This window comes from Microvirga terricola, assembly GCF_011777495.1.
Taxonomy (GTDB): Bacteria; Pseudomonadota; Alphaproteobacteria; order Rhizobiales; family Beijerinckiaceae; genus Microvirga; species Microvirga terricola.
In genome coordinates, this window is the sequence record NZ_JAATJS010000001.1 from 804,455 (window position 1) to 823,322 (window position 18,868).

General features: G+C 62.6%; 19 protein-coding genes and 1 tRNA gene. 8 read left to right on the forward strand and 12 right to left on the reverse strand.

Annotation, left to right across the window (positions count from 1 at the left end; translation table 11 throughout):
- Positions 1–4: 4 nt before the first annotated feature.
- Together HB375_RS03850 and HB375_RS03855 are read left to right on the forward strand one after the other, a co-directional pair.
- Positions 5–1,342: an aspartate aminotransferase family protein gene (locus HB375_RS03850; RefSeq protein WP_425515154.1), complete on the forward strand. Its 1,338-nt coding sequence runs from the start codon at positions 5–7 to the stop codon at positions 1,340–1,342.
- A 36-nt stretch (positions 1,343–1,378) separates the two neighbouring features.
- The gene (locus HB375_RS03855) at positions 1,379–2,410 is read left to right on the forward strand and encodes a cysteine synthase A (RefSeq protein ID WP_167671606.1); all 1,032 of its coding nucleotides are present in this window, start codon (positions 1,379–1,381) and stop codon (positions 2,408–2,410) included.
- Between the two features lie 6 nt (positions 2,411–2,416).
- On the opposite strand, the gene HB375_RS03860 is transcribed toward HB375_RS03855, so the two are convergent.
- The 3 genes from HB375_RS03860 to HB375_RS03870 all read right to left on the reverse strand — a co-directional run bounded on the left by HB375_RS03860 (position 2,417) and on the right by HB375_RS03870 (position 5,057).
- Positions 2,417–2,854: a hypothetical protein gene (locus HB375_RS03860; protein WP_167671607.1), complete on the reverse strand. Its 438-nt coding sequence runs from the start codon at positions 2,852–2,854 to the stop codon at positions 2,417–2,419.
- A 113-nt stretch (positions 2,855–2,967) separates the two neighbouring features.
- Positions 2,968–3,735 (reverse strand): sulfite exporter TauE/SafE family protein, encoded by a 768-nt coding sequence (locus HB375_RS03865; protein WP_167671608.1) that lies wholly within the window; start codon positions 3,733–3,735, stop codon positions 2,968–2,970.
- A gap of 110 nt (positions 3,736–3,845) precedes the next feature.
- A complete protein-coding gene (locus tag HB375_RS03870; RefSeq protein WP_167671609.1) occupies positions 3,846–5,057 on the reverse strand; it encodes an MFS transporter in 1,212 nt (403 codons plus the stop codon).
- A 182-nt stretch (positions 5,058–5,239) separates the two neighbouring features.
- Here HB375_RS03870 and HB375_RS03875 point away from each other — a divergent pair, with 182 nt between their 5' ends.
- The 4 genes from HB375_RS03875 to minE all read left to right on the forward strand — a co-directional run bounded on the left by HB375_RS03875 (position 5,240) and on the right by minE (position 8,095).
- Entirely contained in the window at positions 5,240–6,163 is a 924-nt protein-coding gene (locus HB375_RS03875) for a DMT family transporter (protein WP_167671610.1), read from the forward strand.
- Between the two features lie 115 nt (positions 6,164–6,278).
- Positions 6,279–6,998, forward strand: coding sequence for a septum site-determining protein MinC (gene minC / locus HB375_RS03880; protein ID WP_167671753.1), 720 nt, complete (start codon positions 6,279–6,281; stop codon positions 6,996–6,998).
- Between the two features lie 21 nt (positions 6,999–7,019).
- A complete protein-coding gene (minD, locus tag HB375_RS03885) occupies positions 7,020–7,835 on the forward strand; it encodes a septum site-determining protein MinD (protein ID WP_167671611.1) in 816 nt (271 codons plus the stop codon).
- Positions 7,832–8,095, forward strand: coding sequence for a cell division topological specificity factor MinE (gene minE, locus HB375_RS03890; protein WP_167671612.1), 264 nt, complete (start codon positions 7,832–7,834; stop codon positions 8,093–8,095). Before minD ends, minE begins: the two co-directional genes overlap by 4 nt.
- Before the next feature lie 64 nt (positions 8,096–8,159).
- Here the strand turns inward: minE and HB375_RS18055 are convergent, their stop codons facing one another.
- Positions 8,160–8,495, reverse strand: a complete 336-nt coding sequence (locus HB375_RS18055) for a septal ring lytic transglycosylase RlpA family protein (protein WP_343232350.1) — start codon at positions 8,493–8,495, stop codon at positions 8,160–8,162.
- A gap of 410 nt (positions 8,496–8,905) precedes the next feature.
- Between HB375_RS18055 and HB375_RS03900 the strand changes: the two genes are divergently transcribed.
- Together HB375_RS03900 and HB375_RS03905 are read left to right on the forward strand one after the other, a co-directional pair.
- Positions 8,906–8,982: transfer RNA gene (locus HB375_RS03900), tRNA-Arg, on the forward strand.
- 439 nt (positions 8,983–9,421) lie between these two features.
- Positions 9,422–9,874, forward strand: a complete 453-nt coding sequence (locus HB375_RS03905; RefSeq protein WP_167671614.1) for a hypothetical protein — start codon at positions 9,422–9,424, stop codon at positions 9,872–9,874.
- Between the two features lie 92 nt (positions 9,875–9,966).
- Here the strand turns inward: HB375_RS03905 and HB375_RS03910 are convergent, their stop codons facing one another.
- The 8 genes from HB375_RS03910 to HB375_RS03945 form a co-directional block, all read right to left on the reverse strand.
- Complete coding sequence (locus HB375_RS03910) at positions 9,967–11,043, reverse strand: AI-2E family transporter (RefSeq protein WP_246728307.1); 1,077 nt, start codon at positions 11,041–11,043, stop codon at positions 9,967–9,969.
- A gap of 116 nt (positions 11,044–11,159) precedes the next feature.
- Positions 11,160–11,381: a SlyX family protein gene (locus tag HB375_RS03915; protein WP_167671615.1), complete on the reverse strand. Its 222-nt coding sequence runs from the start codon at positions 11,379–11,381 to the stop codon at positions 11,160–11,162.
- Positions 11,374–12,141, reverse strand: coding sequence for an oxygen-dependent tRNA uridine(34) hydroxylase TrhO (trhO, locus tag HB375_RS03920; protein ID WP_167671616.1), 768 nt, complete (start codon positions 12,139–12,141; stop codon positions 11,374–11,376). The genes HB375_RS03915 and trhO overlap by 8 nt, the downstream gene beginning before the upstream one ends.
- 61 nt (positions 12,142–12,202) lie before the next feature.
- A complete protein-coding gene (gene iolB / locus HB375_RS03925) occupies positions 12,203–13,000 on the reverse strand; it encodes a 5-deoxy-glucuronate isomerase (protein ID WP_167671755.1) in 798 nt (265 codons plus the stop codon).
- A gap of 14 nt (positions 13,001–13,014) precedes the next feature.
- Positions 13,015–13,899: a myo-inosose-2 dehydratase gene (gene iolE / locus HB375_RS03930; protein WP_167671617.1), complete on the reverse strand. Its 885-nt coding sequence runs from the start codon at positions 13,897–13,899 to the stop codon at positions 13,015–13,017.
- Between the two features lie 29 nt (positions 13,900–13,928).
- Positions 13,929–15,776 carry a 3D-(3,5/4)-trihydroxycyclohexane-1,2-dione acylhydrolase (decyclizing) gene (gene iolD / locus HB375_RS03935; RefSeq protein WP_167671618.1) on the reverse strand — a complete coding sequence of 616 codons (1,848 nt, stop codon included), beginning with the start codon at positions 15,774–15,776 and terminating at the stop codon, positions 13,929–13,931.
- On the reverse strand, positions 15,773–16,891 hold the full coding sequence (locus tag HB375_RS03940; RefSeq protein WP_167671619.1) for a hypothetical protein: 1,119 nt from the start codon (positions 16,889–16,891) through the stop codon (positions 15,773–15,775). Before HB375_RS03940 ends, iolD begins: the two co-directional genes overlap by 4 nt.
- Positions 16,892–16,903: 12 nt before the next feature.
- Entirely contained in the window at positions 16,904–18,817 is a 1,914-nt protein-coding gene (locus HB375_RS03945) for a bifunctional 5-dehydro-2-deoxygluconokinase/5-dehydro-2-deoxyphosphogluconate aldolase (protein WP_167671620.1), read from the reverse strand.
- Between the last annotated feature and the right edge of the window lie 51 nt (positions 18,818–18,868).

An 18,868-nucleotide genomic window follows, 5' to 3' on the forward strand; every position in this document is an offset into this window, starting at 1 on the left:
TCGAATGCCGACGAATGCGGGAAGCATGGTCAACGCCTATGTGCCCGGCCAATCCACGGCTCTGGCGGATCATGAGCGCGATCTGATCGCCCGGCGCGAAAAACTTCTGGGGCCGGCCTATCGCCTGTTTTACGCCAATCCCTTGCACTTCGTCCGCGGTGAGGGGGCATGGCTCTACGATGCCGCCGGGCGGCCCTATCTCGACGCCTACAACAACGTCGCCTGCGTCGGGCACAGCCACCCGCATGTCGTCGCCGCGCTGTCGCGTCAGGCGGCTGTGTTGAACACGCATACCCGCTATCTGCACGAGACCATCCTCGACTATGCGGAGAAGCTGCTCGCGACCTTCCCGCGCGAACTCGGCCAGGTCATGTTTACGTGCACGGGCAGCGAGGCCAACGATCTCGCGCTGCGAGTGGCCAAGATGCACACCGGCGGCACCGGCGTCATCGTCACCGATTGGGCCTATCACGGCGTGACCGATGCCGTCTCACAGCTCTCGCCGTCCCTCGGCTCAGGCGTGTTGCGCGGCGGTTATGTGCGCACCGTTCCAGCGCCCGATTCCTATCGTAGCGTCGGGCAGGATGTGGCGGAGGCTTTTGCGCGCGATGTTGCCGCTGCAATTGATGATATGCGCGCAAAGGGCATCAAGCCCGCCGCGCTTCTCGTTGACACGATCCTGTCGAGCGACGGTGTTTTCTCCGATCCGCCGGGCTTTTTTGCGAAGGCCGCCGAGGTCATTCGCGCGGCGGGGGGCATCTTCATTGCGGATGAGGTGCAACCCGGCTTCGGCAGGACCGGCGGACAGATGTGGGGCTTTGAGCGTCACGGCCTCGTGCCGGATCTCGTGACCGTCGGCAAGCCGATGGGGAATGGTCACCCCATGGCGGCGATGATTGCGAAGCCGGAAATTCTCAAGGCTTTCGGGCGCGCTTCGCGCTACTTCAACACCTTCGGTGGCAATCCGGTCTCCTGCGCCGTCGGCATGGCGGTGCTCGAAGTGATTGAGAGCGAGGGCCTGGTGGACCATACCCAAAAGGTCGGCGCGTATTTGCGCGAAAAGATCGGGCGTCTTTCGGACAAACACGCCATCATCGGGGATGTACGCGGCGCAGGACTCTTCATCGGTGTCGAGCTCGTGCGCGACCGGAAAAACCTTGAGCCCGCGACGACGGAGACCGCACGTCTCATCAACGACATGCGCGAACGGGGTGTGCTCATCAGCGGCACGGGTCCGCACGCCAACATCCTGAAGATCCGCCCGCCGCTCGTGTTCTCGAAGGAGAATGCCGATCTCTTCGTTTCAACGCTGGACGATGCTCTCGCGGTCTGCTGCACTTGAGCCAAGAATTCTCCTGCGAGTCCCAGAGTGCCCGCCATGACCTTCAAGCCTGATATTCTTGCCGCCATCGGCAACACGCCCCTCATCAAGCTCCGCCACGCCTCGAAGCTGACGGGGTGCACCATTCTCGGCAAGGCCGAGTTCATGAATCCGGGACAATCGGTGAAGGATCGCGCGGCGCTCTTCATCGTGCAGGATGCGATCAAGCGCGGCACCTTGCGTCCGGGCGGAGTCATCGTCGAGGGAACGGCGGGCAATACCGGCATCGGCCTTGCGCTCGTCGGCAATGCAATGGGCTTTCGCACCATCATCGTGGTTCCGGAGACGCAGAGCCAGGAGAAGAAGGACATGCTGCGTCTTGCCGGCGCGGAACTGATCGAAGTTCCGGCGGTGCCTTACGCAAATCCCAACAACTACGTGAAGGTCTCAGGCCGTCTGGCGGAGCGCCTGGCCGCCTCCGAACCGAACGGCGCGATCTGGGCCAACCAATTCGACAACGTCGCCAACCGCCAGGGCCATATTGAAACGACGGGACCTGAGATCTGGGAGCAGACGGAAGGCAAGATCGACGGGTTTATCTGCGCCGTCGGTACGGGCGGCACGTTGGCCGGTGTCGCGCTGGCGCTGAAGGAGCGCAATCCAAAAGTCACCATTGGTCTCGCAGACCCGATGGGCGCCGCGCTCTACAGCTATTTCACAACCGGTGAACTGAAAGCGACGGGCTCGTCCATCACAGAAGGCATCGGCCAGGGGCGCATTACCAAGAACATCGAAGGCGCGCCCATCGACGTCGCGTTCCAGATCCCCGACGAGGAGGCTCTGCCGATCATCTTCGATCTCCTGCAGCACGAGGGCCTGTGCCTCGGCGGCTCGTCGGGTATCAATGTGGCTGGCGCGATCCGCTTGGGCAGGCATCTCGGGCCGGGCCACACCATCGTGACCGTGCTCTGCGACTACGGTACGCGTTATCAGTCGAAGCTCTTCAACCCCGATTTCCTGCGGACCAAAAACCTTCCGATGCCCGAGTGGCTGGAGCGCAAGAGCACAATCGATCCGGGGCTGGTGTAAGGCGCCTCACGCGGCGGGGGAAATCTCCTCCTCCGCCTCGTCGTCTTTCTCTGGCGCGACCGCCTCATTCATCGGCTGGTAGGCCCGCGCAAGATTGACGGGCGAGCGCGGGCTCTGTGTCTTGGGCAAAGCCGCCTGGAAGTCGTTCTGAATGCTTTCCAGAAGTTCCACCAACCAGGATTGCCCGGCCTGCAGACCGTCCCGCAGTGCCGATTTCGCGATATCGATCTTCGCGGAAATTTCCGCGACGTTGCGTGACGGCGCGGAGGCGAAATTCCTTTCAATGATTCCGAGCTCGCGCAAAAGCTCCTCACGCAGGCTCTTCTGATCTTCCACCATGATCAGCGGCGATGTCAGCATGCCGCGCAAGGCGGCCCAGCGCAGCCCGAGTGCGCTCACCGATTGAACGTTGTCCTGTTCCGTCAGGTTGTTCATTTCCGCCATGATCTCGTCCCTCCACGCGTCGGAATCACTCCGAACAGCTATGGTTAAGGTTATGGCGTGAATCGGGCGGGGATCGGAAAAATCCGAGGCGAGGGCCGCTCTCCAACAGCTGGTTAGCGGACGAAGAAATAAATCGTCAGGACCGCGCCGACGCCGATGACGACCCAGCGGATGGCGACAGGCGACAATCGGCGGCCGAAGACGACGCCGAGATAGCCGCCGATGACAGATGCGGCGCCGACGATGACCATTTCGCGCCAGCTCACGAGGCCGGCCGCGATGAACAGGACGACCGCCACAAGCTGAATCAGCGTCGAGCACAGGTGCTTGGCAGAGTTGATGAGGTGAAAGTCGTCACCTTCCGTGATGGCGAGCGCCGCGAGCATCACGATGCCCATTCCCGCACCGAAGAATCCGCCGTAAATGGATACGCAAAACTGAAACGCGAGACCCGCCGCCCAGGCGCGGGTGGTTGGCGTGTGGCCCTCGGCGCGGCCGATGGCGCGGGCCAGCGCCACGATGCGCGGGCTTGCGGCGAAGAGCACGGTGGCGAACAAGAGAAGCCACGGCACGAGCCGCCGGAAAGCGGTGTTGTCCGTCACGGTCAGAATGTAGGCGCCCAAAAGGCCGCCGATCAGGCTGACGATGCCGAGCGCGGTGAAGCGCCGGAGATTGTCCGCCAGTTCGCGGCGGTAGGCCCAGGCGCTCGACAGATTGGCAGGTGTGACTGCAACGGCGCTGGTCGCGTTGGCGATGACCGGCGGCAGGCCGGAGGCGACGAGCGCGGAAAAGGTGAAGAAGGTGCCGCCACCTGCTATGGCGTTGACGAGACCGGCTGCAAGGCCTGATGCGGCGAGAAGGACCGCGGTGGAAAGATCCATGATGATGTGAGGCTTATCGTTGTGATCTGTCGAACAGGGCGAGTGGTCCGTGAGATAACATGCGGAGGCTTTTGCCATGCATAGACTAAATGTCTAGGCGCGTCGCCTCGTCATAGAGAAGGGCCGATCCTCAGCAATCGAAACGCGACGGCGAGCGCTGCGATCAGCAAAGCGCTGACAAGGCCCGCAAGGCCGGGCCAGCCCCACGATGCCCAGAAGACGCCGCCGAGCGTGCCGACGATGCTGGAGCCGCAATAATAGCAGAACAGATAAAGTGCGGAGGCCTGCGCCTTCGCCGTCTGCGCGCGCACTCCGACCCAGCTGCTCGCAACCGAATGGGCGCCGAAGAAGCCGAACGTGACGGCGACGATGCCTGCGAGAATGGCGAAGAGTGAGGAGAGAAGAGACAGCGCGACGCCGAAAAGCATGACGGCGATCACTGCCCAGAGAACATGCTGTCGCCCGAACCTATCGGCCAGGCTTCCCGCCACGGTCGAGCTTGCCGTTCCCACGAGATAGATGACGAAGATGGCGCCGATGGCGCTGTGGCTCAAAAGATAGGGCGACGCCATCAGGCGATAGCCGAGATAGTTGTAGAGCGTCACGAAGGCTCCCATGAGCAGGAACGCCTCCGCATAAAGACCCCGCAAGCCGGGATCGCTCAGGTGAGCCGCGAAAGAGCGCAGCAAATCCATCAGATCCGCGCGACGCGGGTGGAAATGCGCTGAGGGCGGAAGGCTGCGCCACGCCATGACCGCCGCGACAAGCCCGAGCGCGCCGATGGCTCCGACGGCAACCCGCCATGAACTGAGGTCCGTCAGAATGCCGGTGATGAGCCGGCCCGACATGCCGCCGATGGCGTTGCCTCCGATGAAAAGCCCCATGGCAAGGCCAATGGACTTCCGGTCCACCTCTTCGCTGACATAGGCCATGCCGACGGCGGGCAGTCCGCTCAGCGTGATGCCGATCATCACGCGGGTGGTGAGAAGGATAGGCCAGGTCGGCGCAAGCGCCGACAGGATGGTCAGCAAAGCCGAGGACAAAAGCGCCGCCACCATGATCGGCTTTCGTCCCAGAACGTCCGAAAGCGAGCCCGCGACCAGCATCGCGACCGCGAGAAAGCCGGTGGAGAGGGAGAGCGACAGGCTGCTGACGGCAGCGCTGACCTGAAATTCTTCCGAAAAGATCGGAAGAAGAGGCTGCACGCAGTAGAGCACCGCAAAGGTCGCAAACCCGGCTGCGAAAAGAGCCAGGTTCAGGCGCCGGAAGGCGGGCGTGCCGCCTTCGAGCCGTTCTGCGGTTGTCTCGCTGCCTCTGTCCATGAAAAAGATTCCCTGGGGCCGCGCGGGACCCTATCGCAAACGAGATGTTAATCTATTCGCTGCGTGCATGGAGCACGTGTTGCTTTTGCGCTTCTCTTTGGGGGAGAACACCCGCTCATGGGAGCATTGAGCCCAGGTTGCCGCCCGGCCTTGAGACGCGGCCCTCATTTTTCGAGAATGCAATGATTACCCAAGCCGCGCGCGAGAAGTCGACAACACAACAGCCTGTCGCGGATGCCAGACCGGTCCAGTCGCAGCTGCGCGGAACGGTCCTGATGCTGATCTCGACCGTTTTCTTCTCAGGCTCGGATATCGTCACCAAAGGCCTCGCCGGTGCCGTGCCCGCTGTAGAAATCGCATGGATCCGCTATGCGACGTTTTCGGTGCTCGTCATCCCCCTGCTGATGATGAATGGCAGTGGCACGCTTCTGCGCTCGCAGCATCCCTGGCTGCAGGTGCTGCGCGGTCTCGGCACCGTCGGCTCTGCTTTGCTCTTCACGGCGGGCCTGCGCTTTCTCCAGGTCGCGGATGCGACCGCGATCTACTTCATCTCGCCCATCCTCATCATGGCGTTGTCCATCGTCTTTCTCGGCGAGAAGGTGGGCTGGCGGCGCTGGAGTGCGGCGGCGGTCGGGCTTTTGGGCGTGCTGATCGTGATCCGCCCGGGGACGGGCGCGTTCAATGTGGCGGCCCTCCTGCCGCTATGCGGGGCGACAAGCTGGGCTGCAGCCGCGGTCGTCACCCGCAAGATGAGCGGGCGCGATCATTCGCTCACAACACTCGCCTGGTCGGCTTTCGTCGGCTTCGCGCTGTTGAGCGTGCTGCTGCCGTTCTCCTGGGTCACGCCGAGCTGGGGTGAGATCGGGCTCGGCGTCTGCGTCGGCATCTTCTCGACCATCGGACACTGGTTCGTGATTCTGGCTTATCGCCACGCTAACGCGTCAACCATCGCGCCCTTCTCCTACATCCAGCTCATTTGGGCGGCCATTTTGGGCTATTTCGTCTTCAACGCGTTGCCTGACCAGTGGACGGTGATCGGCGCTGCCGTCATCGCCGCGAGCGGGCTTTATACGGCCTATCGGGAGCGGGTCCGAGCCAAAGGGTGAGATGTCCCCTGTGGTCCATTTCGCCGCAGGTCTTCCACCACAAAAATGTTAACGCGAGCGGCCGTCTTAACCGCCTATTAACCATAAAACGTCGAAATCACGGAACAGCAGGAATCTGACCGTGACCATCGCCGTTCGCACCCGTCCCTCTCTTCGCTTCCGTGGCAAATCCTTCCTGGCGCTCGTGCTGGCGCCGACGGTGCCGCTGCGGGACTGGCTTGAAGACCTCGACGACGTCATCCAGCGCTCGCCGGGCTTCTTCTCGGGGCGGCCGATCATTGCCGATGTGTCGGGCATCAAGCCTTCCAAGTCAGAGCTGAAGTTTTTCCTTGCCGCGCTCAAAATGCGCGACATCCGCATCATCGGGCTCGAAGGGGCGGCTGCCGCAGTTCTCGATGCTGACATGCCCGCCGCCGTCAATGGCGGGCGTGCGGTCGCAGATATCGAACTGCCGGATCTCGACGCCGTCCCTCTGCCCGCGACGCAAGCTCCCCAACCCGCGGCCTCCACGACCCTTCTCATCGAAGGATCGGTTCGCTCGGGTCAGTCCATCCTCCACACGGAGGGTGACGTCACCATTCTCGGATCTGTTGCGTCCGGTGCCGAGGTCGTGGCGGGCGGTTCGATTCACATCTACGGCACGCTGCGGGGAAGGGCGATTGCCGGATGCACCGGGCAAAGCCGCGCCCGCATCTTCTGTCGCAAGTTCGAGGCGGAGTTGATCGCCATCGACGGACTCTACAAGACGGCCGACGATCTCGGTCCGAAATTTCATGGTCAACCGGTCCAGGTCTGCCTGGATGGCGATTCGATCATCCTGACAACATTGGATTGAACAATAGAAAGAGAGACGACAATGGCGAAAGTCCTGGTCGTAACATCCGGTAAGGGCGGCGTCGGCAAGACGACGTCGACAGCGGCTCTGGGCGGCGCGCTCGCCCAAGGTGGCGAGAAGGTGGTCGTCATCGACTTCGATGTCGGCTTGCGCAACCTCGACCTCGTGATGGGAGCCGAGCGGCGCGTCGTGTTCGATCTCATCAACGTCGTGCAGGGCGATGCGAAGATCAATCAGGCGCTCATCCGCGACAAGCGTCTCGAGAACCTGTCGCTGCTTCCCGCCTCGCAGACGCGCGACAAGGACGCGCTGACGGAAGATGGCGTGGCGCGCGTTCTCAACGACTTGAAAGAACGCTTCGACTGGATCATCTGCGACAGCCCCGCCGGCATCGAGCGCGGCGCGACGCTCGCGATGCGCCATGCGGATGTGGCCGTCGTCGTCACCAATCCGGAAGTCTCCTCCGTGCGCGACTCCGACCGCATCATCGGCCTGCTCGATTCCAAGACCGAGAAGGCGGAGAAGGGCGAACGCGTAGAGAAGCATCTGCTGCTCACCCGCTACGACCCCATGCGCGCCGAGCGCGGCGAGATGCTGAAGGTCGATGACGTTCTCGAAATTCTCTCCATCCCGCTTCTCGGCATCATTCCGGAAAGCGAAGAAGTCCTGCGCGCATCCAACGTCGGCAGCCCGGTGACGTTGAACAATCCCGCCAGCGCGCCGGGCCGCGCCTATTTCGATGCAGTCCGCCGGTTGAAGGGCGAAGCCGTCGAGATGACGGTTCCCTCCGACAAGAAGGGCCTGCTTGGGAAACTGTTCGGACGGAGAGCCGCATGAGTTTCATGAACATGTTCAACCGCCGCACGTCGGCGCCTGTTGCGCGCGAACGCTTGCAGATCCTGCTGCAGCATGAACGCGGCATCGTCAGCGGCAAGCCCGATCTCGTCGCGCTGCTGCGCGAAGAAATTTTGGCCGTCGTCGGCCGCCACGTCGACGTGGAGCGGGAGCGCGTTCAGGTGCGCATGAACCGCGGCGCGGATCTTTCGACCCTCGAGATCGAGGTTGAAATTCCGGCCCCCGCGATGGCTCGCGCCTGACGGCTCAATCGAAACTTGAGAATGGCCCTCGCCTGTCTGGCGAGGGCTTTTGGCAGATAGCCGATCAGAGCCGAGAAAGCTCGACAGGTGCCGTGCCTGAAATGCCGATCGCCTGCGCCGAAGCGCGGGAAAGGTCGATGACACGGCCATGCACATAAGGCCCGCGGTCATTGATGCGCACCACGACCGATTGGCCGGTCTGCCTGTTCTTGACCAGAACCCGCGTTCCAAAGGGAAGCGTGCGGTGCGCCGCCGTTAAATCATTGGTGTTGAAACGCTCGCCGCTGGCTGTGCGCCGGCCCTGAAAGCCGGGTCCATACCAGGACGCCTGGCCGGCCTGAATTTGCGTACTGCCGCGAAAGTTGAGCCACGTGTCGGCAGAAGCCGAAGTAGCGCCAATTGCAGAAACGAATAGGCATGAAAGTGCTAATATTACTTTGCGTTTAACCACAATGCATTCCCTTGTTGTTATGCAAGGGCGTGCAAACTCGAGCCTAATGGGGCGAGAATAAGACAGGCCAAGCTTCAACTATAGCCTCAGCGGTCAAATTTCTTGTCAGATATGCTGACGTAAATGCCGCCAAGTTATAGGGATTTTCACATCTCTACTGGCCAATATCGGGCTGCGACAATGTGTGAGCTGAAAAGGTTGGAACAGGCGGGAACAAATCGGGGTCATGGCCGCTTCCGGCCACGCTGAACGGTCGAGCCGGGAGATCACGCCGGTCCTTTCGCGGTTTCCTCCCGCCCTTCGAGGTTGCCCTTCGACCGTCAATCAGGTAGGGAAAGAGCCTAGGCTCACCGCCTCAAGCACCCGTAGCTCAGCTGGATAGAGCGTTGCCCTCCGAAGGCAAAGGTCACACGTTCGAATCGTGTCGGGTGCGCCATCTTGCCAAAGAAATTGGCGCTCCCTCGCAACGTGTGAGATTTTTGTCGCTAGATATACGCTTCTGCGCGTGAAGTGACCGCCGCTGTCTGAGCGTGCTCGTGCTCGCCCCGCAGATGATCCGCGCCATCGCCGCTGGAGCGGGATTGACGTACATGTGCAAATCCGATCCTGCCACTTCACCAGCGGTTGTCACCAAAGTCTCGACCAGCACGCACAATTCAAAAGCGCCTACTCGATCGCACTTGATTTGATAATCCAGTCATTCTGGTTCAGGCTTAAGGCCAAAGCTGAAGCAGTCCGATTCTCACGCGTAGCCCCCAAGTAACTGTTACTCAACCAGCCGCAATAGGTCCTATTATCCTGATTGGATCGAACCAATGACATCGGAATTAACCCTCCTACTGTCCGGAGAGCCAGCACTTGATCGCGCAGGGGCCATGAAAACGTATGGCCAATTCGTTGGCCTGTGGAATATATCGATTCGTTATTTGCCACTTGGTCAGCCTGAACGCACTGCCATTGGGGAATGGGAATTCAGCTATGCTCTGGAGGGACGCGCCGTAATCGACGTATGGCAGGTTCCGCCGCGAACAGAGGTTCTCGCCGGCGCAGCCACTGCCGAGTGCGGCCTATGTGTCCGGATCTACGATCCTGTCGAGGACGTTTGGCGGTTCACATTCCACGGTCCGCTGAACCGCCGGCAGATCAACATGATCGCCAAGCCAATAGATAATGAAATTGTTCAGGAATATGCGGACGAACATGGCGAACTGCGTTGGATTTTCTACGACATCCAACCCGATTCCTTTTCCTGGCGCGCTGAGCGCCGTCCGAGAGGCGCTGACGCGTGGCGCATCGAGCAGTTTATATTTGCGAAGCGAGCCCGATAGGAGAGCGACGCACGCTTGGACCTGATCGAACTCCCTCATTGCACGTAGTCTTCAGCGTCACCTGCACGGCGGAGAAGCTGGTTTTCGCCTCTTCATTCTTTCCCAAAATCCCCCAACCGATCCTCGACATAGAAGCGCAGCACCGCGACCCGTCCGATGGCGACGAGCGGGGTGGCCAGCGCCATACCGATGACGCCGAAGAGGGATCCGAAGATCATGATGGCGACGAGAGTCCAGGCTGGGGCCAGTTGCAGCGCCTCGCGGTGGACGAGGGGGCCGATGACGTAGCCGTCGAGGTTCTGGATCAGGAAATAAACCACCATCGCCCACACGAGCACCGATGTGCCAAGCGGCATCGCCACGAGCGCGACAGGGATACCGGCGACGATCGGCCCGATATAGGGCACGAAGTTCGACAGCCCGGCCTGAAGCGCGAGCAGGAAGGCGCCGGGGAGGCCCACCCAATAGAGCGCAAGCCACATGGTAAGCACCACCAGCGTCACGCGCACGAGCTGGCCGAGCAGCCACCCGCGTAGCACGAGCCCCATCTCGTTCATCACCTGCCGCACGCGCCCCCGCGCGGGGAGCGGGACCAGGCGGATGATGCCTTCGCGATAAGCCGCCGGATCGGCCGCGAAGAAGAGGCCGAGGCACAGGATCACCACGGTGTTGACCAGAAGCCCCGAGGCCGTGCCGAGCGCCAGTTGCACATGCCCGAAAAGTTGAGTCGGATCGGGCAGCAGGCGGGAGAAGTCGCGCCCGCCTTCAGGGCCCAGCAGATCGATGCCGAACGCGGTGAGGCGGTGCTGCAGCACATCGAGCTGCGCATCCATGACAGTGATCAGGAAGCGCGCCTGTTGCGGGATCTGACCGATGCCGCGGCTGATAGCGAAGCCAAGCACGACTGCCAGGATCAGGCCGACAGCGGTCAGACGCCAGACACGCCGCACGCGGAGGATGAGGCCAAGCCCGTGCGCGCAGGCATCGAGGAAGGACGCGACAAGCACGCCGGCAAAGATCAGAAGCACGCTCCCCGCGTTCATCCAGATCAGCGCGAGGCTCAGCCCCACGGCCATGACGGTGAAGACCACGGCCAAAATGCTTCGCCGTGGTGGCGGCTTGCTGTGCATCGGGTCCAAAGGCGCCGGAAACAGGCCTTCCGTCCTCATCGCTGCGATCCCATGCGAGCCACGCGCCGGGAGGCCCCGGCGGGATCGGGCGATCATACCATCATCGGAAGGGGTATGGCCTTAAACCTTAAGCCGCGCCACCGAGCGCTCCTGGGTTAGTAATGCGGCGGCGGGGGCTCCTTGTGTGGAAGAAGGCCCGCGTTCTCCTCGGCCTCTTTCACGCGGTCGCGAAGAATGGCCAAGTGACGGGTCAGGGCGTCGATCTGCTTCCACTGGGCGGTGACGGTCTTGTTCAGATCGTCGATGGTTGCTTCCTGATGGGTGAGACGCATTTCCAGCTGGTCAATGCGGTCACTGAGAGCTTCGGTATCAGTCATCGGAACGGGTCTCCCCCGGACTTGAGAGATTGGCGCGCTCCACGAGCCCGTGGCTCAGTGACGTCCGCTCATCGAAGACGAAGCACTCACCGCGCCAGCGGCTCTCGGTCTCCGGAACCTCTTCCAGATACTTCAGAATGCCGCCTTTAAGGTGAAAAACCTCCTCAAAACCTTGCGAGAGCATGTAGGAACTCGCCTTCTCGCAACGGATGCCGCCGGTGCAGAACATGGCGACCTTCTTGTGCTTTTGGGGGTTGAGCTTCTGGCGTACGAAATCCTTGAACTCGCTGAAGCGCGTTGTTTTGGGGTCGATAGCGCCAACGAAGGTGCCCATCTCGACCTCGAAGGCGTTGCGCGTGTCAATCAGCACCAGATTGGGCGCCTCGATCAGCTTGTTCCAATCCGCCGCATCGACATAAGTGCCGACCGTTTTGGTGGGATCGGTCTGCGGGTCGCCGAGGGTGACGATCTCTTTTTTCAGGCGGATCTTGAGGCGCTGAAACGGCATCTCGACGGCGGTCGAGAACTTAAGCTCGAGATTATCGAGACGGCCTCCGAATAGGCTGCCATGACGCAGTTCCTCTACCAGCGCATCGATGGCGTCGCCTGTTCCGGCGACGGTACCGTTGATGCCTTCTTCGGCAAGCAGAAGCGTGCCCTTGATCCTCAGGGCCGAGCAGATCTCGCGCAGCGGCCCCTGCAGGTCGCGGAAGTCCGGCAATGATGCGAATTGATAGAGAGCGGCGACTTTGTATGTCATGACCGTGGTCTATCAGTCGGACGGGCGATGGAAAACCCGTCCGTTCGGTCATTGATGTCGCTTATTTCAGCATCCACTCATGCGCCGGATCGTTGTGGAACTTCCAGATCCGCTTCGGGCCAGCCATGACGTTGAGATAGTAAAGTTCGTAGCCGTGCGGCGCGCCGACGGGGTGGTAGCCCTTGGGCACCAGCACTACGTCGCCGTCGCTGGCGGCGAGCGTCTCGTCGAGCGAGCGGTCGTCGGTATAGACCCGCTGCAGCGCGTAGCCGGAAGGCGGGTTGAGCCGGTGGTAGTAGGTTTCTTCGAGTAGGGACTCGTTAGGCAGCGCGTCGCGGTCGTGCTTGTGGGGCGGATAGCTCGACCAATGGCCCGGGGGCGTGATGACCTCGACCACCAGAAGGCTCTCTGCCGGTTCCGTCTCGGGCAGGATGTTGCGGACGTGACGGGTATTGGTGCCCTTGCCGCGGGTTTCCTGGCCGACCTGATCCGGGCGGATGACGCGTGCGGGCAGCTTGCCCTCGCCCGGCGCGGTGCAGACGCCGATCTCGCAATCGGTCTCGGCCTTCAGCGCCCATTCGGAGCGGGCGGGCGCATAGAGCGACCACGGATCGGGCTCGAACGGCGAGGCGCGGCCGCCGATGATGCCGAAATCTTTGCCCCCCGCCGCCACATGCGCCTTGCCGGCGAGCATGACGATGCAGGCCTCCCGGTCGCCCGTCTGCTGTTTCAGGCTTTGCCCGCTTTTCAGCCGGTAGACCTCGAAGCCGACATAAGTCCACTCGGCCGAGGCCGGCGTGACGGCATGGATGCGCCCATTCGCATCCGGCTTCGAGGGTTTGACCAGGAGGTTCGACATCACCGTTTTGTCCCTTAGCGGAGGCCGGCTTCCTTCAGGAAGCGGGTGAGGTTGGCATAGCCCATCTTGGCATAGGTGAGTGGATGCGCCTTTTTGGGGTCCTGCTCGGCCTCGATGACGACCCAGCCGCTATAGCCCGGCAGTTCCTTGAACACCGAGACGAAATCCACCATGCCGTCGCCCGGCACCGTGTAGACACCCTCGAGGACGGAATCGAGGAAGCTCCAGTTGCCCGCCTTCGACTTTTCCATCACGCTCTTGCGTACGTCCTTGGTGTGCACGTGGCTGATGCGGCTCTTGTAGCGACGCGCCAGCGCCGCCGGGTTCGCGCCGCCCCAGGTGGCGTGGCCCGTGTCGAGCAGCAGATGCGCGGCTTCACCGGTCGAGGCCATGAAGGCATCGATGTCGGCTTCCGATTCCACGATGGTGCCCATGTGGTGGTGATAGACGAGGCGCACGCCCTCCTTCAGGGTCGCTTCCGCCACCTGCGTGACGCGGCGGCCGTATTCGGCCCAGTCGCCTGCCTTCATCACCGGGCGCTGCGACAGTGGCTTCGAGCGGTCGCCGTGAATGGCGTTCGACGTTTCCGCGAACACGAGCACGTTCGAGCCCATCGCCTTCAACAGGTCGAGATGCGCGCGCAGGTGCTTCATCTCGGTGTCGGCATCACGCTTCAACAGCTCGGCGGAGTACCAGCCGGAGACGCAAGCCATCCCGAAGGGCGCGAGCGCCTTCTTCAGAGCCTCCGGCTCGCGCGGGAACTTGTTGCCGAGTTCCATGCCCTCGAAGCCAGCTTCCTTGGCTTCCGCCAGGCAGACCTCGAGCGGCGTCTCGCCGCCGAGTTCGAGCATGTCGTCGTTGGACCAGCCGATAGGATTCGCCCCGATGCGGATCGTCATGTTTTTTCTCTCTCTTCTTTCGTTCCTGATCAGTCGCCCACGCGCTGCGCGGTAAGCGCATTCTCATACTTCTTGCGCGCGGTGTTGACTTCCGCGCGGGCTGAAACTTCCGGCACCGCCACGTCCCACCAATGGCCGCCGGCGTCAGTGGAAATCAACGGATCGGTGTCGATCACGATAACCGTGCTGCGCGTGGCCTCGCGCGCCTTCTTCAACGCGTCTTCCAATTCCGCGATGCCCTTCACCTTCACCGCCTGCGCGCCGAGCGCGGCTGCATGCGCGGCGAAGTCGACATCCGGCAGGGTGACGTGGTTCGTGTGCTGCAACAGGTTGTTGAAGCTCTCCGAGCCCGTCGCCCGTTGCAGGCGGTTGATGCAGCCGTAACCCCGATTGTCGAGCAGAACCACGGTGAGCTTGTGGCCGAGCATCACGGAGGTAGCAAGCTCGGAATTCATCATGAGATACGAGCCATCGCCCACCATCACGATCACTTCGCGCGACGGATCGGCCATCTTCACGCCAAGGCCGCCCGCGATCTCGTAGCCCATGCAGGAATAGCCGTATTCCATGTGGTAGCCGAGCGCCGTTCTGGCCTGCCAATGCTTGTGCAACTCGCCCGGCAGGCCGCCGGCGGCGCAGACCACCACATCGGTCGGCGCTGAGGTGCGCTGCACCGCGCCGATCACCTGCGCGTCAGAGGGAAGCTTGTCATTGGTGGCGTCGGTATAGCGCGCGGAGGCCGCGAACCAGCAGGCCTTCTCATCGCGTGCCTTTGTGGTCCAGGCCTCGGGCGCTTTCCAGCCCTGGAGCGCCGCGCTCAATTCCTCAAGACCAACCTTGGCGTCGGCGACGAGCGGCAGCGCGTTGTGCTTCGTCGCGTCGAAGGTCTGCACATTGAGGCCGACGATGCGGCGGCTGGGGTTCTTGAACAGCGCCCACGAGCCGGTGGTGAAATCCTGCAAGCGCGTGCCGACGGCAATCACCACATCTGCCTCTTCGGCAAGTGCGTTCGCCGCGCCCGTGCCGGTGACGCCGATAGAGCCGAGGCAGGCCGGATCGTCATGAGCAAGGCTCGACTTGCCGGCTTGCGTCTCGCCCACGGCAAGGCCGTGCTTCGCGGCAAAGGCGGAGAGAACCTTTTCCGCGCCGGAATAGAGCACGCCGCCGCCCGCCACGATGAAGGGCTTTTTCGCGTTGCGGATCAGTTCGACTGCTTTTGCCAGTTCATCGGCATCGGGGCGGATGCGGCGCGGCTTCCAGATTTTCTCCGCAAAGAAGCTTTCGGGATAATCGTAGGCTTCGGCCTGCGCATCCTGACAGAGCGCGAGCGTCACCGGGCCGCATTCGGCGGGATCGGTGAGCAAGGTCATGGCGCGCTGAAGCGCGGGGATGATCTGCTCGGGGCGCGCGATGCGGTCGAAATAGCGCGAGACGGGGCGGAAGCAGTCGTTGGCCGACACCGTGCCGTCCGCGAAACTCTCGATCTGCTGCAACACCGGATCGGGCTTGCGGTTGGCGAAAACATCGCCGGGCAGAAGCAGGACGGGTAAGCGGTTCACATGCGCGACGGCCGCCGCCGTCACCATGTTCGTCGCGCCGGGGCCGATGGACGTAGTGCAAGCCATCATGCGCCGCCGCCGCGAGGCCTTGGCGAAGGCAATCGCCGCATGCGCCATGCCCTGTTCGTTGTGCGCGCGATAGGTCGGCAGCTTGTCACGCACGCCGTGCAGCGCCTCGCCTATTCCCGCCACGTTGCCGTGGCCGAAAATGGCCCACATACCGGCGAAAAGCGGCAGGATCTCGCCGTCGATCTCGGTCTTCTGCGCGGCCAGGAACCGGGCGACGGCCTGGGCCATGGTAAGGCGGATGGTGCTCATGCGTGCTCCATGCGGGTCGCGGCATCCGCATGTGGCGGACGCAGTTTCTTGAGGGATACCGGAAGCAAGTTCGTCATCCACGCCGACAGGACGGCGCGGTGCTTATGGAGGAAGAGGCCGGTGGCGATGATGGCGATGCCGATCAGCGACAGGGCGAAGGGAAACAGGAGCGAGTCCTTGAACACCTTGTCCGCCAGATGGCCGAGATAGATCGAAACGCCGATGGTTCCGAACACCGCGTAAGCCCGCCGCATCAGGAAGACGGAGAGGAAAATGAGCGCCACGTTGATGAGGCAATAGATGGCCTTCGCAACTTCGTTTGAACTATCGGAGGCTGTCAGCGCGCCCCAGAATGCGAGGAGACCGCTCAGGTAAAGCCAGAACGCGAAATCGCGCTTCTGATCGCGCTTGAGGTCAACGAACCATGCGGCGCAGAGAACGATCAGGCCGAAGATCATGGAAACGATGCGCCGCGCCTTCCACGATCCCGCCCAGCCCAGGTCATGCCCCTGAAGGATCCAAGGCGTCAGGTCCATCGACATGAACCACAATGCGACTGCGATCACCGCGACGATGAAGGGAAAGGGATAGAAGCGAAGGGCAATGAGGCCGGCAAAGACGGTTGCGATTTCCATCGGCAACCAGCTGCTCTTCACCCAGACATAGAAATCGCGATAGCGGCCCGGCGCGCCCGCGTCATCCCAAAGACCATAGGCCTCCTGGAGGCCGTAGACGGCGAGAGGAATCATCGCGACGGCGACCGCGATCATCAATCCGCCGGGCGTCTCGAGGGAGCGGCGATACCAGAGATAATGACCGGCGATCACGAAGAGCACCGCGTAGATCAGCGCGGTCAGGGTCAGCGCCTTTCCACCCATCTGCTCGAAGGCAAGCGTCGAGAACAGGCCCATGGCGCCCATGACGATGAGCGCCCCGGCGTACCAGAGCAGGTGAACGAGATCGAAGCGGACAGGTTGAGTAGGTGCCGGCGCAATGCCTGTGCCCTGCGCTGTCCCACGGCGCGCGCGCAACACGGTGAGCAACCCTTCAAGCTGTTCCTCGCGCAGCGCCACCGCGCGTCCGGCTTCTCTGACGTCGTTTTCCGTGAACGACATGGCGTTCCCCCGTTATGCGGCCTTCGACCGCCCCGCCACACGTTGCCATGAATCGACGAGGCGTTGGAAGCGGCCTGCCATGTCCGCGATGGCGGCCTCGTCCGAAATCTCGCCCTTCAGCCAACGGCGCGCGGCATCGTTGAAGATCGTGCGGCCGACCGCAAAGCCCTTGACCTGCTTCTCGCTGGCAGCGGCGGCGAAGGCCGCCTCCAGCTCGTCTTCCGGCGCTTCGAGACCCAAGAGCACGATGCCCCGACAATAGGGGTCGTTCTTCGAGATCACATCGCCCACCGCGTGCCAAGCGGCGACATCCTTCTGCGGCTCGAGTTTCCACCAATCGGGCTTGATGCCGAGATCGTAGAGGCGCTGCATGACGATTGCGACGGTGTCGGTCTTCAAAGGCCCGTTCTTGCCCGCGATGATTTCGACGAGCAATTCGCGGCCGACCCGCTGCGCGGCGTCATAGAGGCGCAGCAACTCCCGTTCCTGGTGCGCCTTCATTTCGGGCGCATCGTCGGGGTGGTAGAAGCATAGGCACTTGATGGTGTGGCCGACGGGCCATTCCAGAAGCTTACCCGCCAAGCTGCCGCCGCCCTCGAAGTCGAGCGGGCGCGAACCGGGCAGCTCCACCGGACGGCCGATCCAGAACGGGTGATCGGCGGCACGGAAAAGCGCTTCGCGGCCATAGGTGCCGTCGAGGAGCATGCCAAAACCTTCGCGGCCATTGGCGACCTTCGCGGCCGCTTTGACGGCGAGCACCTTGAAGGCGGGAATGCGGTCGATGGAGGCGCCGACCTCCTTCGCCATCGCTTCCATCTGCATGCGATGGTCGATGGCGAAGGCCATGAGCGTGTTGGGGCTCGGACGACGGGTTGTGGCCCAGTGGATATGATTGATGTCCTGGTCGAACCGCAGCGCCTTGTGGCGGCTGCCGGCTTTCAGGAAGTGCTGCAATTCCGGGAAGGTCGGAATTTCGGGCGAGCAGAGGAGGCGCGACACCGCGAAAGCGCCGCTGGCATTGGCATAGGCGCAGCAGGTTTCGAGCTTCTCAGCCCTCAGCCAGCCGCGCAGGAAGCCGGAAAGGAAGGCATCGCCCGCGCCGAGCACGTTATAAACCTCGACCGGGAAGCCCGGCCCCTTCACGCCCTTGTCGAGGGAATCGGGGATCTCGGCCGGGAACACCACACAACCCATCGGTCCGCGCTTGCAGACGATGGTGGCAGTTGAATGCGCGCGGATGTTGCGGATCGCGGTGAGCGTGTCCTCCGACCCGCCGGCGATGTGGAGCTCCTCCTCTGTACCGACGATGAGATCGCACTGGCTCAAAATGGGCTTGAGGTGTTCCGTCACCGAATCGGAGCGGACATAGCGGGATTCGCCCGCGCCGTGGCCCAGCAGGCCCCAAAGGTTCGGGCGGTAATCGACGTCGAAGATCACCTTGCGGCCATGGGCCTTGGCGATGCGGATCGCCTTTTTCTGCGCGGCGGCGGTATTTTCGCGGGAAAAGTGGGTGCCGGTCACGACGATTGCCGAGGACGAGGCGATGAAGCCCTCGTCGATGTCGTCTTCCGTCAGCGCCATGTCAGCGCAGTTGTCGCGATAGAAGATCAGCGGGAAGGAGTGCTCGTCCCGCACACCGAGAATCACGAGCGCGGTCAGGCGCTGCCTGTCGGTGACGATCCCCTGCGTCGCCACCCCCTCGCGCTCCATCTGCTCGCGGATGAAGCGGCCCATGGCCTCGTCGCCCACGCGTGTGATGAGGCCGGATTTCAGCCCGAGCCGGGCGGTGCCGATGGCAATGTTGGCCGGGCAGCCGCCCACGGCCTTGGAGAAGGAGGCCATGTCCTCCAGACGTCCGCCGACCTGCTGGCCGTACAAATCGACCGAGGCGCGGCCGATGGTGATCACATCCAGGGTCGGCGTCATGCTATTCCTCCTGCCTGCGAAGCCGTCACGAGGCCGGCCTCAAGCCTTATC